The sequence below is a fragment of the Pseudoxanthomonas sp. GW835-FHT14C01 genome (assembly GCF_058793715.1).
This window is the reverse complement of sequence record NZ_JBXAGB010000002.1, coordinates 970993-983755: the sequence shown is the minus strand read 5'-3', so window position 1 is coordinate 983755 and position 12763 is coordinate 970993. Positions and strand designations below refer to the sequence as shown.

At 69.2% G+C, this 12763-nt stretch carries 12 protein-coding genes; 9 read left to right on the top strand and 3 right to left on the bottom strand.

Annotation, left to right across the window (positions count from 1 at the left end; translation table 11 throughout):
- Window positions 1-43: 43 nt before the first annotated feature.
- The 4 genes from AC1Q5B_RS11485 (at window position 44) to AC1Q5B_RS11470 (ending at window position 2348) form a co-directional block, all read left to right on the top strand.
- Window positions 44-880 carry a hypothetical protein gene (locus tag AC1Q5B_RS11485; RefSeq protein ID WP_492631789.1) on the top strand — a complete coding sequence of 279 codons (837 nt, stop codon included), beginning with the start codon at window positions 44-46 and terminating at the stop codon, window positions 878-880.
- Window positions 881-1093: 213 nt separating this feature from the next.
- Entirely contained in the window at window positions 1094-1756 is a 663-nt protein-coding gene (locus AC1Q5B_RS11480; RefSeq protein WP_492631788.1) for a class I SAM-dependent methyltransferase, read from the top strand.
- On the top strand, window positions 1753-2070 hold the full coding sequence (locus AC1Q5B_RS11475; RefSeq protein ID WP_492631787.1) for a YkgJ family cysteine cluster protein: 318 nt from the start codon (window positions 1753-1755) through the stop codon (window positions 2068-2070). Before AC1Q5B_RS11480 ends, AC1Q5B_RS11475 begins: the two co-directional genes overlap by 4 nt.
- Before the next feature lie 11 nt (window positions 2071-2081).
- Window positions 2082-2348 (top strand): hypothetical protein, encoded by a 267-nt coding sequence (locus AC1Q5B_RS11470; protein WP_492631786.1) that lies wholly within the window; start codon window positions 2082-2084, stop codon window positions 2346-2348.
- Between the two features lie 65 nt (window positions 2349-2413).
- Here AC1Q5B_RS11470 and AC1Q5B_RS11465 read toward each other — a convergent pair whose 3' ends face one another.
- Complete coding sequence (locus AC1Q5B_RS11465) at window positions 2414-3466, bottom strand: S66 peptidase family protein (RefSeq protein ID WP_492631785.1); 1053 nt, start codon at window positions 3464-3466, stop codon at window positions 2414-2416.
- 145 nt (window positions 3467-3611) lie between these two features.
- On the opposite strand from AC1Q5B_RS11465, the gene AC1Q5B_RS11460 reads away from it, so the two are divergent.
- The 3 genes from AC1Q5B_RS11460 (at window position 3612) to AC1Q5B_RS11450 (ending at window position 6438) form a co-directional block, all read left to right on the top strand.
- Window positions 3612-5138 carry an esterase/lipase family protein gene (locus AC1Q5B_RS11460; protein ID WP_492631784.1) on the top strand — a complete coding sequence of 509 codons (1527 nt, stop codon included), beginning with the start codon at window positions 3612-3614 and terminating at the stop codon, window positions 5136-5138.
- Between the two features lie 120 nt (window positions 5139-5258).
- Window positions 5259-5876, top strand: a complete 618-nt coding sequence (locus AC1Q5B_RS11455; protein WP_492631783.1) for a dihydrofolate reductase family protein — start codon at window positions 5259-5261, stop codon at window positions 5874-5876.
- Between the two features lie 82 nt (window positions 5877-5958).
- The gene (locus AC1Q5B_RS11450) at window positions 5959-6438 is read left to right on the top strand and encodes a VOC family protein (RefSeq protein WP_492631782.1); all 480 of its coding nucleotides are present in this window, start codon (window positions 5959-5961) and stop codon (window positions 6436-6438) included.
- Between the two features lie 9 nt (window positions 6439-6447).
- Here the strand turns inward: AC1Q5B_RS11450 and AC1Q5B_RS11445 are convergent, their stop codons facing one another.
- Window positions 6448-7566, bottom strand: a complete 1119-nt coding sequence (locus tag AC1Q5B_RS11445; RefSeq protein WP_492631781.1) for a helix-turn-helix domain-containing protein — start codon at window positions 7564-7566, stop codon at window positions 6448-6450.
- Window positions 7567-7776: 210 nt separating this feature from the next.
- Between AC1Q5B_RS11445 and AC1Q5B_RS11440 the strand changes: the two genes are divergently transcribed.
- A complete protein-coding gene (locus tag AC1Q5B_RS11440; RefSeq protein WP_492631780.1) occupies window positions 7777-8580 on the top strand; it encodes a DUF2306 domain-containing protein in 804 nt (267 codons plus the stop codon).
- A 6-nt stretch (window positions 8581-8586) separates the two neighbouring features.
- On the opposite strand, the gene AC1Q5B_RS11435 is transcribed toward AC1Q5B_RS11440, so the two are convergent.
- Window positions 8587-9660 carry a metallophosphoesterase gene (locus AC1Q5B_RS11435; protein WP_492631779.1) on the bottom strand — a complete coding sequence of 358 codons (1074 nt, stop codon included), beginning with the start codon at window positions 9658-9660 and terminating at the stop codon, window positions 8587-8589.
- Window positions 9661-9794: 134 nt separating this feature from the next.
- Here AC1Q5B_RS11435 and AC1Q5B_RS11430 point away from each other — a divergent pair, with 134 nt between their 5' ends.
- Complete coding sequence (locus AC1Q5B_RS11430) at window positions 9795-12701, top strand: ligand-binding sensor domain-containing diguanylate cyclase (RefSeq protein WP_492631778.1); 2907 nt, start codon at window positions 9795-9797, stop codon at window positions 12699-12701.
- The last annotated feature ends 62 nt before the right edge of the window (window positions 12702-12763 follow it).

Here is a 12763-nt window from a genome sequence, read left to right as displayed (position 1 = left end):
TACGTCCATGCTGGAATGCAGGCACTGATCGCAGGGGATCCCCATGTCACGACTGACGGTATGCCTGCTCATGGCAACGCTGCTGCCTGCGGCCGCCATGGCGCAGGACGGCGAGGCGAAGACCATCGCATCGCGCACCACGTTCCAGAACCTTTGCGACACCGGGGTCGCCCTCGGCATCGCCACGCTGGTGCAGCAGCAACGGCTGGCGCCGGAAGGACTGCTGGCCAAACGGCAGCAGATCAGCGCCGCGAGCTGCGCCCAGGTGCCCGTCGCGCAGATCGACGAGCTCATGGCACGACAGGGCTCGATGTCGCTGGCGCGCAACGTCGGGGGGATGGCGGCGGCGCAGGCCGTGGGGCTCGAAGGCGCGGATCGCGAAGCCTACGTCGCCGCCTATCGCGACATGCTCAAGGAGCGTGGCCAGTTTGGGCTGCGAGCGCAGGAGGGCCACCTCACCCATCTGGAAAACACCCAGGGCGGCGCGCCCAGGCCGTCCACCGCATCGGCACCCATGACCGACGCGCAGCGCCTCGACGAGCGCTTCGTGCAGATGTGCGTGGCCGGTGCGCAGGGCGCGCATCAGGTCTACCGGCTGGATGCCGTCGGACAGGTCAAACCTCCTCCCGCCGAGGATCGGCTCGATGCGGCGTGCCGCAGCCTGGTCGCGACCGCCGAGATCCGCCAGCAGTGGATCGACAGCTACCGCACGGCGGAAACACGGGATCTTTCCGCCTGCGCCACAGGCGCACTCGTGTCATGGCGCGCACTCGGCGTCGAGCCCGTTCCCGCGCAGGAAGCCGAGACACAACGCCTGTGCGTGGGTTACCGCGCGCTGCCGACCCGGGACATGTTGACGGCGCCCTCCGCCCCACGCTGACCGCCCCGGCAATCCCCAAGGCGATACCCCGCTCACGCGCCTGAGCGGCACGTTCAGTTCCAGCCCTGTGTTTCAGGCGGGATCGTGGCCAAGGGCGTAGGATGGCGGCGTTCCATCTCTTCGCGTCCCGTCCGACCGCCGACAACGTCGCCCGCTGCGCTTTCCTTCACGCGTCCTGTCTTTTCCCGGCCGGATGCCCCCACGGGAGCGCCCATGCCGGGCTACCAGGTCCGCGAGACCCGCCATGCCGTCGGCGGCCACGTCTATCGCCTGCGCGTGCTGAGCGACAAGCAGCAATACGTCGATCCCGATGGCCATGGCACGCGGATGGGCATTTCCGCCGCGCAATGGAGCCTGTTCGGACAGGTATGGCCTGCGGGCCGTCTGCTGGCGCAGGCCATGCATCGCTTCGACATCGCCGGCAAGCGCATCCTGGAACTGGGATGCGGCATCGGCCTGGCCAGCCTGGTCCTGCAGCAGCGCGGCGCCGACGTGGTGGCGTCCGATGTACATCCGCTGGCGGAGGTGTTCCTGGCCTACAACGCCGCGCTCAACGACCTGCCCGCCCTGCACTACCGGCAGCTGCGCTGGGACACGCCGCTGCCGACGCTCGGGCTTTTCGACCTGATCATCGCCAGCGATGTGCTGTACGAGCGCGACAGCGCCGACGTGCTCAGCCATGTCGTCGAACGGCATGCCGAGCGTCGCGCCGAAGTGCTGATCACCGACCCCGGCCGCGGCAACAGCGCGCGCTTCAGTCGCCTGCTCGGCGAGCAGGGCTTCGATGTCGCGTCCGAGCCGTGCCCGATGGACGACGGTGACACGCCGCCGCATCGCGGACGCCTGCTGCACTATCGCCGCGGGCTGGACGCATGAACGCCGTCGTCGCCCCCAAGCTGCCGCTGTGCGCGCGGTGCGATGCCGTGTGCTGCCGGCTGACCGTGGTGCTGCAGCCCGAAGACCGCATTCCTGCGCACCTGACCACGCACACCGGAGCCGGCCTGCACGTGATGGCGCGCGACGAGGAAGGCTGGTGCGTGGCGATCGATGGCGCGCGCATGTGCTGTTCGATCTACGACACCCGTCCGGAGATCTGCCGACGCTTCGTCATGTCCGGCGCGTACTGCCGTGACGTCCGTGCGGATTACCTGGACCGCACTTCGCGCGGCATCCCGCTCACGCTGTACTGAAGGAACTCCCGATGGGCCGTCCCCGCAAGAACGTTTCAGATACCACGCCGACCGACGCCGCGCGTGGTCCCAGCCGTGTCTTCGCGCGTCGCCCCGCAGGCGAACGCGGTGCATTGACCCATGACACCCTGACCGCCGACCTGGATGCGTTCCGCCGCGCAGGCGGCACGATCGAAGTACTGGGGACAACGCCGGTACTGCGGAAGATCGGGCAGCCGGCGGTTGCGGTCCCCTCGCCTGAGGCGCATGCCGTCAAGGCCGTCAAACCCCGTCGCTGACCACGCCCGAGGCACCGGCAAGCCGGTGAACGGCGTCAGGCCGCACACCGGCGCCGGGCCCTGGGTCATCCGCCCTCGAACACCGGCTCCAGCATCCGGAACGTCCCTGCATCCGCATCCATCTCGATCCGGCCGCCGACCGGCACGATGAACTGCTGGCGGATGTGACCGATCATCGCGCCGCGGTAGGCAGGGATCTTCAGCGGCTTGAAGTAGTCGTCGAAGATCTGCGGCAGCGTCAGCGAGCCATAGCCGCCACCGGGATCGCACTCGGTGCATTCGCCGAAGATCACGCCTTTGACCTTGTCCAGCGCGCCCATCAGCCGCAGCGTGCTGAGCATGCGGTCGATGCGGTAAGGCGCTTCGGACACGTCTTCGAGGAACAGGATCTTGCCGCTGAAGTCCGGCAGGTACGGCGAACCGGCCAGCGCGGTGAGCACGGTCAGGTTGCCGCCCACCAGTTCGCCCTGCGCCTTGCCGCCGGTGATGGTCACCGTGCGGTTGCGACGCTGCACGAGTTCGTCGCCCTTGTCGGCGCTGTTGGCATACTGCATCCGCTCGCGCTGGAAGAACACGCGGCGGAACTGGTCGGCATTGAACGCATTCCAGCTGCCGATGCCGATGGGACCATGGAAGCTGACCAGCCCGGCCTGCGACAGCAGCGCGTTGTGCAACGCGGTAATGTCGGAGTAGCCGAGCAGGATCTTCGGGTTGCGACGGATCGTCGCGTAGTCGAGCAGCGGCAGCAGGCGCGCGGCGCCGGAACCGCCACGCGCGCAGACGATCGCCCTGACTTCGCGGTCGGCGAACATCGCATTGAGATCGGCCGCCCGGTCCGCATCGTGGCCGGCAAGATGGCCGTAGCGCGACGCGAGATGCGGCGCCACCTTGACCTTCAGGCCCAGCGCTTCCATCGCTTCGCGGGCGAGCTGCAGATCGAACGGTTCATCGGTGGCACCGGACGGACTGACCAGCGCGACCGTATCGCCCGGGTTGAGCGCGGGCGGCAGCACGCGCGGACGCAGCGTGGCGGCCGAGGCGCGGGAACCGATCGCCAACGGTACCGTGGACGCGGCCGCCATCAGCGCCGCACTGCCGAGAAAATGTCGCCTGTTCATGCCACCTCGATTGGACATCGCATGGATCGGACCTTCATCCTAACCGCTGCGGCCTGGCCGGCGCATGCGCTCCGCATGTCCGCCGGAAAGCCGCTTTGTCGTGAACCTCTGGTAGTCATCCGAAGGCGCAAAGGGAGGGAAGCCCGTGGCAAGGATCCAGCGACCGTTCTATCCGATCATCTATGTCCGCGGCTACGCGATGACGCGCGACGAGGTGCTGCAGACCACGTCCACGCCCTACATGGGCTTCGAGGCCGGCTCCACGAAGATCCGCCAGGCGCAGGACGGGCGCATCGTGAAGTTCGTGTTCGAGTCGCCGCTGGTGCGGCTGATGAAGGACTACGATTACCGCGACACCTATGCCGCCGGTGCGGAGAACGCCGGCAAGCTGTCGCCGCGCAGCATCGTGATCCACCGCTACTACGATGCCGCCGATCCCGCGTTCGGCGACGGCAAGGCGCTTTCGATTCCCGATGCCGCCAGGGCGCTGGCCGAGCGCATCGTCGACCTGCGCGAGCGCATCTGCGGCAACAACCAGGCCGACCGCCAGGCGTTCCGCGTCTACCTGGTCGCGCATTCGATGGGCGGGCTGATCTGCCGTTGCCTGCTGCAGAATCCCGAGGTCGCCACTGCCGAGGTGCGTGGGCTGGTCGACAAGGTGTTCACCTACGCCACGCCGCACAACGGCATCGAGGTCGGGGGCATCAACGTGCCCAGCCTGCTGTCGATCAACGACATGAACAACTTCAACCGCGGCGTGATGGCCAAGTACCTCAAGGTGCCCAAGGACAAGGTGAACACGCTCGGCGATTCCGGCTTCCCGCCGGAGCGCTTCTTCAGCCTGGTCGGCACCAACAGCCGCGACTACGCGGTGGCGCACGGCCTGTCCGCGATGGCCGCCGGGCAGATGAGCGACGGCCTGGTGCGGATCGAGAACGCCTATGTGGCGAACAGCCCGCGTGCTTTCGTCAACCGCAGCCACAGCGGCTTCTTCGGCATCGTCAATTCCGAAGAGGGCTACCAGAATCTCTCGCGCTTCCTGTTCGGCGACCTCAGCGCCACCGCCCGGCTGGACATCACCGCCCTGCCCTTCCCGCCCGAGATCGAACAGGCGCGCAAGCGCGGCAGGAAGATCGCTTCGTCGTACTACATCGAAACGACGGTCGCGCCGCGCGGCGCCTACACCTACGACCTCACCTCGCGCACCAAGGCGCACGAGAGCGCGGTGCGACGCGAGTACGCGGAGCTGTTCGACCAGGACGGCAACCTGATCCGCAACGCCCGCGCGCCGACGCTGTTCTCGGTCTATCTGGACAGTTCGAAAATCACCGCCGGCAGCGAAGTGTCTTTCTCGATCGACTTGGCGGTGTCGACCGCCGGCTACGAGGTGGACGGCGCGCTGTTCCTCAAGCAGCACATCCCCGGCGAATACCTGTTCCGCGACACCCTGGTGCTGTTCGCCAAGCGCAACGACGACGGCAGCTGGGCGCTGCGCTACGTCTGGGCCGACGAGCACTGGGCCACCGGACCCAAGAACGCGGCCGAGGTGGCGCGCATGGGCAAGAAGGCGGTCGGGGTGGCGCAGACCGCACCGACCCTGTTCGCCGTGCCGGTGGCCTCGACCAAGGGCTTCCAGGCCCAGCTGAGCATCGCGCTGTCGCCCTGGGCGTAGGCCGCGGGGCCACCCGTCGGGCACTGCCGGCGAACGGAGGCGGCGAGCGTGTCGATTCGGCCCGCGCCCGTTCGTCGCAGGGACAGGAGGCGGACATGACGATCCGCCGGGACGCACGACATGGGCAGACTCATCGCGGCCGTCATGGTCAGTCTCGACGGCATCATGCAGGCCCCGGGAGGGCCGGACGAGGACACCAGCGGCGGTTTCGCCCACGGCGGCTGGGTATGGCCCTACGCCGGTGACGACGACGCGATGGATGGCCTGTTCGCGCAGCCGTTCGCACTGTTGCTGGGGCGGCGCACCTACGACATCTTCGCCGGCTACTGGCCGCAGGTGCCGAGCGACGCCCCGCATGGCGGCATCGCCGATGCCTTCAATGGCGCCACCAAGTACGTGGCCACCCATCGTCCCGCGTCGCTCGCCTGGCAGCACAGCCATGCGCTGGGCGCCGACATCGTGTCGGCGGTGCGCGCACTCAAGCACCGCGACGGACCGGACCTGATCACGCAAGGCAGCAGCGACGTGCTGCACCAGCTGCTTGCCACCGATCTGGTCGACGAACTGCGCCTGCTGGTCTATCCGGTGCTGCTCGGACGCGGCAAGCGGCTGTTCGACGACGCCACGCGCGCGTCTGCATTCCGCCTCGACACGTCGCGCAGCACCGCCACCGGCGTGGTCGTCAGCCGCTACCTCCGCGATGGCGACGTGCGGACAGGTTCGTTCGTCCACGACTGACGGTGCGCTTCACCCTGCCTTCCCCCACGGGCGCGATGATCGCCCCCATCACCTTTCCCCTTGTCCGACAGCGGAGAACCGCATGACCCCGAAGAACACGATCTGCCTCTGGTACAACAATGACGCCGAAGAAGCCGCGAACTTCTACGCCAGCACCTTCGCCGACAGCGAAGTGAAAGCCGTGCACCGCGCGCCGGGCGACTACCCCTCCGGCAAGGAAGGCGACGTGCTGACGGTGGAGTTCACCGTGTTCGGCATTCCCTGCATCGGCCTGAACGGCGGCGATGCCTTCAAGCACAGCGAGGCCTTCTCGTTCCAGATCGCCACCGACGACCAGGAAGAGACCGACCGCCTGTGGAACGCCATCGTCGGCAACGGCGGGCGCGAAAGCGCCTGCGGCTGGTGCAAGGACAAGTGGGGTCTGAACTGGCAGATCACCCCGCGCGTGCTGACCGACGCCATGGCCCACCCGGACCGCGCGGTGGCCAAGCGCGTGTTCGACGCGATGATGACGATGCACAAGATCGACGTGGCGAAGATCGAGGCCGCCGTCCGCGGCTGAGTACCTTGTTCAGGCGTGCGTCGAGGGCAGTGCCGTTTCCGCGTCGGCGCCGGCGATATCGCCCGTCGCCCCTTCTGCCCGGCAGGCCGCGCGGTACGTGCTGGGCGTGCAGTGCATCGCCGCCTTGAACGCCCGGTTGAACGGACCCAGCGAGGCGAAGCCGGCATCGCCGCTGATGTCCAGGATGCTCGCTTCGTCGTCCGGTTTCGCCAACCGGCGGCAGGCATAGGCGATGCGATGACGGTTGATCAGCTGGTTGAAGTTCTTCTCGCCCAGCACCTGCGTGATCAGCCGGCTCAGCCGATGCTCCGGCACGCACAGGCGCTCGGCCAGGTCCAGCACTTTCAATTCCGGCTCGCGATAGACCTGCAGCACGTCCAGCTGATGCTGCAAGGCGGCGGCCAGGCGTATGTCTTCCGCCGTCATCGGGCCATGACGGGGCGGGATCGGCGGTTCCGTGCCGCTCGTTTTTTCCGCATCTTCGGCGGGCGCCGAAAGCGGCAGGCGTCGACGGTGGTGCAGCGCCACGTGCGTGAACAGCACCATCGTGATCGCGCACACCGCGATCACTCCGTGTCGCGTGTCGGCGATGGACGGCCAGGCCTTGCCCAGCGCGCCGACCAGCGTTGTCGACAGCACGCAGCCCGCGAACACCCCCATGAAGGCGAGACGCAGCCGGCGTTCAGCCCGCGGCAGCCGCGGTGACCAGCCACGCAGCGCTTCGACGAAGGTCAGCACCAGCAGGGTCGAACTGGCCAGCGTCAGCAAGCTATCCAGTACCGATGCCCAAGGCGAGGCGTCACCCTTCGCGCCCAGACTGGCGATGCGGTAGCCAGCGATCAGCAGTGCCACGCCCGCCGCCACGCCCACGTGCCGCCGGCCCACCCCGCCGTCGCCGCGGAACAATACCCGCGACACCAGCCAGAACCCGTTGCAGGTCGCGCTACCGCCGATGGCGACCGCCCACAGCATCCAGGTCGGCGCCCCGTGCATCCAGGGCGACATAAGCGAGAGCGCCATCGAGCCGCTGACCACGGCGAACAGCGTCTCGGCGTCGCGCCGGGACCGCTGCGCCAGCAGCACGAACAAGGACACCGTCGCCACCGCGACCGCGATTCCCGTCGCCATTGCCTGCCACCCCTCGTGCATCTCGCCATCCTCCCGTGGTCCTGCGCAGCGTCGGCGACGGGCCCGCCCGCGGCAAGCGCCATCGGTCATGGCCGACCCGGACGTGAACGTCGATTTTCCATGGCCGATCCGGCTGGCCGAATCGCGAATCGGCAGGACGCGCCTTCCGGCCATCGCCATCGTGCGGGCTTTCCACTCCGGAGACGTCCCGTGAATGCTTCGCTTCGTCCACCCTTGCCGTCGCGCGTGCTGTCCGCCGGCGCCACCCTCTGGTTCATCACCGCCACGCTCGGACAGCTGGCGTTCGTGGCGTTCATCGTGGCGTTCTTCGGCGGCGCGCTGGCCACCGGCGACCTCGCCGGGCTCAACGCGAAGCCGCACGTCACCGGCTACGTGTCTGGTGATGTCGTCGGCAACACCCAGTTCCTCGGCCATGCGGTGCTGGCGGGGCTGGTGACCTTCGCCGGCCTCTGGCAAGGGGTGCCCGCCCTGCGCCGACGCTGGCCCGCCGCGCACCGCTGGAACGGTCGCGTGTTCCTCGGCGTCGCGCTGGTCGTCACGCTCACCGGCTTCTGGCTGGTCTGGGTGCGCGGCTCGCGGCTGGGCATCGGCAGCGACGTGTCGATCAGCCTCAACGGCCTGCTGATCCTCTGTTTCGCCGTCCTGGCATGGCGCAGCGCCCTGCGCCGCGACGTCGCGCGACATCGCCGCCACGCGTTGCGCGCCTGGCTGCTGGTCAACGGGGTCTGGTTCCTGCGCATCGGCATCATGCTGGCGGGGCTGCTGCTGGCGCCCCTCGGCATCAAGATCGACTATCAGGGGGCGACCTTCATCCTGGTCAGCTTCGGCAGCTGGGTCGTGCCGCTCGCCGTACTGGAGCTGTACTTCCGCGCCGAGCGCTCACGCCACGCGCTGGCCAAGACCGCCATGGGCCTCGTGTTCGGCCTGCTGGCCACCGCCACGCTGGCCGGCAGCCTCGCGGCCGCAGCCTTCATGTGGTGGCCTGTGCTGTGAAAGCGCCTATCCGGCCGGCTTCGGCGGCGACAGCGTCAGGGTGAAGCGGTTCTGCGGGGCGAGGTTGCGGCAGCCCAGCACCGGCGAGTAGTCCTGCACCTGGACCGTGGTACGGTCGGGCTGGAACTCCAGCAACCGCAGCCAGCCGTCACCGCCGTTGGCGCGCATCTGGAAGTTGACCAGCAGCTGGTGCACGTCGCGACCCGCGGAAGTCTGCGAAGTCAGGCGTGCCAGGCCATCGCCGAGCACGTGCCCATTGAAGGTCAGGATGACGTTCTCGTGCCGGCTCACCAGTTCGCGCCACAGCGTTTCCCCATCGGACACATCGCCGCCGGTGGACTTGGCCACCGGATAGCTGTGCGGATTCCAGCGCTGCGCCGCGCCCTTCGTCGCCCAGTCGTAGCGGGTGCCGTCGTCGTAGAGGTATGCGTGGGTGACCAGGATCGCCTCCCAGTCGGGATGCCGGTGCAGGACCTCGTTCGCCCAGCGCACCACGTCCGCGCGCGGACCGAACTCCAGCGCCAGCACCAGCAGCCGGCGCCCCTTCACCGACAGCAGGTGGAAGCTGTTCTCGATGCGGTCCGGCTCCCGGTCGTAGGTGCCCCCCAGCGTGGCCTGCCGAGCGAAGCGCGCGACCGGGAAGTAATCGTTGATCAGGGTGGTGCGATCGGTGCAGCGCCCGCGCTCGCTGTAGTCGTGGTTGCCGGGCACCACGACGTAGGGCACCTTGCCGTGCAGCACCGCCATCGCGTCGGCGGCGCGCTGCCAGTGCTCGGGCGTGTTGTGGTCGGTCAGGTCGCCCAGGTGGAGCACGCCGACGATGTTGCGCGCCTGTTGCTGCGCGGCGATCCATTGCGTCTGCGCCATGAAGTGTTGCGGGAAAGAACGGGCGTAGTACTGCGTGTCCGGCAGCACCACCAGCGTGAAGGCACCGGTGGCGGGCGGCGGGGGTTCGCCCTCCTCCAGCACGGCATCGGTGTACGGCACGACGGGATCGTCCGCCAATGCCGGCGACGCCAGCATCGTCGGCGCCAGGAGGACGGAGGCGCCACCGGCTTTCGACAGGTCACGTGGGGGCATCGTCATACGGGCGCCTTCATCGCGCAGCATCGGGGTGGGTCCCTGGCGCTCAATCCCTCGCCAGCGCCGCCGTTATCAAGGTTACTGATAGCATGCAGCGTCACCGGTGGGGGGGCCGATGCCTGGAATTCCGCATGTTCCTTGATGCGCGGCGCACCAGCGCCTTGCTGGCCGGCATGCTGTGCGCGTTCCTCCTGCTTCCTGCACGGGCGCTCGAGCCGCAGCGGGCGATCGGCCAGTTCACCCACGTCTGGTACGAGAACGAACTGCCCCAAGGCACGGTGCTGTCCATCGCCCAGCAGGCCGACGGTGCGATCTGGCTGGCGACCTACGGCGGGCTGGCGCGCCACAGCGGCGACGGCTTCGAGACCATCGACCCGCGCGTCGCGCCGGCGCTGAAAAGCTCGGCCATCACCGCGGTCAGCGCGGATCGTCGTGGCGGCCTGTGGGTCGGCACCCTCAACGGTGGCCTGTACCACCGCCAGGGCCGCAGCCTGGAACCCGTCGCCCTGCCCGAGGGCATCGAAAGCGTGTTCGGCATCGTCGGCGACACCGCGGGTGGCCTGTGGCTGACCACCAATGCCGGCGTCGTGCGGATCGCGGACGGGAAGCCCCGCCTGCTCGGCGATGCCGATGGCTTCCCGCCGCGTGGCTTCTACCGCGCCATCGTCGCCGACCGCGCAGGCGGCATCTGGATCGCGGCCGACGGCGTGGGCGTGGTGCATTGGCGGGCCGGCAAGGCGCGGCTCTACGACGAGCACGACGGCCTGCCCAGCAACGCGGTGTACAGCCTCGCCGTGGATGCCGCCGGCACCGCGTGGGTCGGCACCCAGGCCGGACCGGCCTTCTTCCGCGACGGCCGCTTCCAGCGCGACCCGCGCGCGGCCGCGCTCGACGGACGCCGCATCTACAGCCTGTACGGCGATCGCGACGGCACCGTCTGGTTCGCACCGCTGGACATGGGCCTGTGCCGGCTGGTGGCCGGCGACTTCAGCTGCGACAACACGCTGGCGGGGCTGCAGGGCGAAACCGTGCGGTCGATGTTCGAGGACCACGAAGGCAACCTGTGGATCGGCACCACGTCGAGCGGCCTGCACCGGCTCAGTCCGTCCAAGCTGGTCACGGTGACCGGGCAGATGGTGTCCAATGCCGTGCGCGCGGTGCATCAGGTTCCCGGCGGCGCCCTGTGGATCGGCACCGACGGCGCCGGCCTGTCGCGTTACGCAGGATCGGCGCTGCAACCGGCCACCGACTACAACCGCCAGCTGCCCAGCCAGTTGGTGCGCGCCATCCTGTCGGACGCACGGGGCCAGCTGTGGGTCGCCGGCACCGAAGGCGTCACCCGCTTCGACGCCGACGGCCGGGCACGCACCTTCAGCCTGGCCGAAGGCTTGCCGGGCACCATCGTGTTCGCCTTCGCACCGGCCCGTGAGGGCGGCATGTGGACCGGCACGCTGCAGGGCGTGGCCCGGATCGACGGCAGCAAGGTCGAGGTGGTCGAAGGGACCCGCGGCGACGACACCCGCGCCCTGTATGAAGCCCCGGATGGCCGCCTGTGGATCGGGTTGCGCAGCGGCCTGCGCTGCCTGACGCGTGGCACCGTGGATACCTGCGGCACCGATGGCCTGCCCGGCGCCAGTGTGTTCGCCTTCCATCCCGACGCGGACGGCAGCCTGTGGCTGGGCACCAGTGTCGGCATCATGCGCGTGCACGAGGGCAAGGTCACCCGCTACCTGGAGCGCGCCGGCTTCCACGGCGACGCGGTGTTCGCCCTGCTCGATGACGGCCGCGGAAACTTCTGGTTCAGTTCGAACCGCGGTCTCGGCCGGCTCGCCAAGGCCGACTTCACCGCCCTCGACCGCGGCCAGGTGCAGCAACTCGCCCCCCGCTGGTACGGCACCAGCGACGGCATGCTCAACGCGCAGGGCAATGGCGCCTCGCAGACCCCGGCCGACCGCAGCGACGACGGCCGCCTGTGGTTCGGCACCGCCAAGGGCGTGGTGATCGTCGACCCGGACCGCATGCAGGGCAATCCGCAGCCGCCGCCGGTCTCGATCGAGCGCCTGCTGGTGGACGGCGGGGACGTGGATCCGCAGGCCGCAGGCCGGCTCGGCCCCGGCGTGGAGCGACTGGAACTGCAGTTCGCGGCGATGAGCTATGTGGCGCCCTCCGCCGTGCGCTACCGCTACCGCCTGGATGGCTTCGACCGTGCCTGGAGCGAACCCGGCACCGGCCGCGCCGCCTACTACACCAACCTACCGCCCGGCGATTACGTGTTCCGCGTCATGGCCAGCAACAACGACGGCGTGTGGAACGAGCAAGGCGCACAACTGCGCTTCACCCTGCTGCCGCAATGGCACCAGACCTGGTGGCTGCGCACGCTGGCGGTGCTGTTCGCGCTGGGTGCATTGGCCGCGCTCGTGCGGTTGCGCCTGCGCGCGGCGCGCGAACGCGAGCGCGCACTGACCCACGAAGTGGCCCAGCGCACCGACGCGCTGCGCGAAGCCAATGCACGGCTCGAACGGCTGGCCGCCAGCGATGCGCTCACCGGCATCGCCAACCGGCGCGAGTTCACCCGCTGCCTGCAGCTGGCCTGGGACGACCACGCCGCGCGCGACGCATCCCTGGCGGTGCTGCTGATCGACGTGGACGAGTTCAAGGCCTACAACGACAGCTACGGCCATCTGGGCGGCGACACCGCACTGGCCACGCTCGCCGCGCGGCTGGCCGCCGGACTGCGCAGCAGTGCCGACCTTGCGGCGCGCTATGGGGGCGAAGAGTTCGCGGTGCTGCTGCCGGACTGCGATGCCGACACCGCGCTCGCGCTGGCGCACCGGCTGGTCGCCGACGTGCGGCAGCTCGCGCTGCCGCATCGCGCCTCGAGCGTCGCGGACATCCTCACCGTCAGCATCGGCGCCGCCAGCCAGCACCCGGCGCGCGGCGGCACACCCGATGCGCTGCTGCATGCGGCCGATGCCGCGCTGTACCGCGCCAAGGCCGAAGGCAGGAATCGCGCGTTACCGGCGCAAACATCCCCGTAGGGCGGGCTCAAGCCCGCCATCGCGGACCGTCCGATATCGGGGCACTCCGCCGAGGAACACCA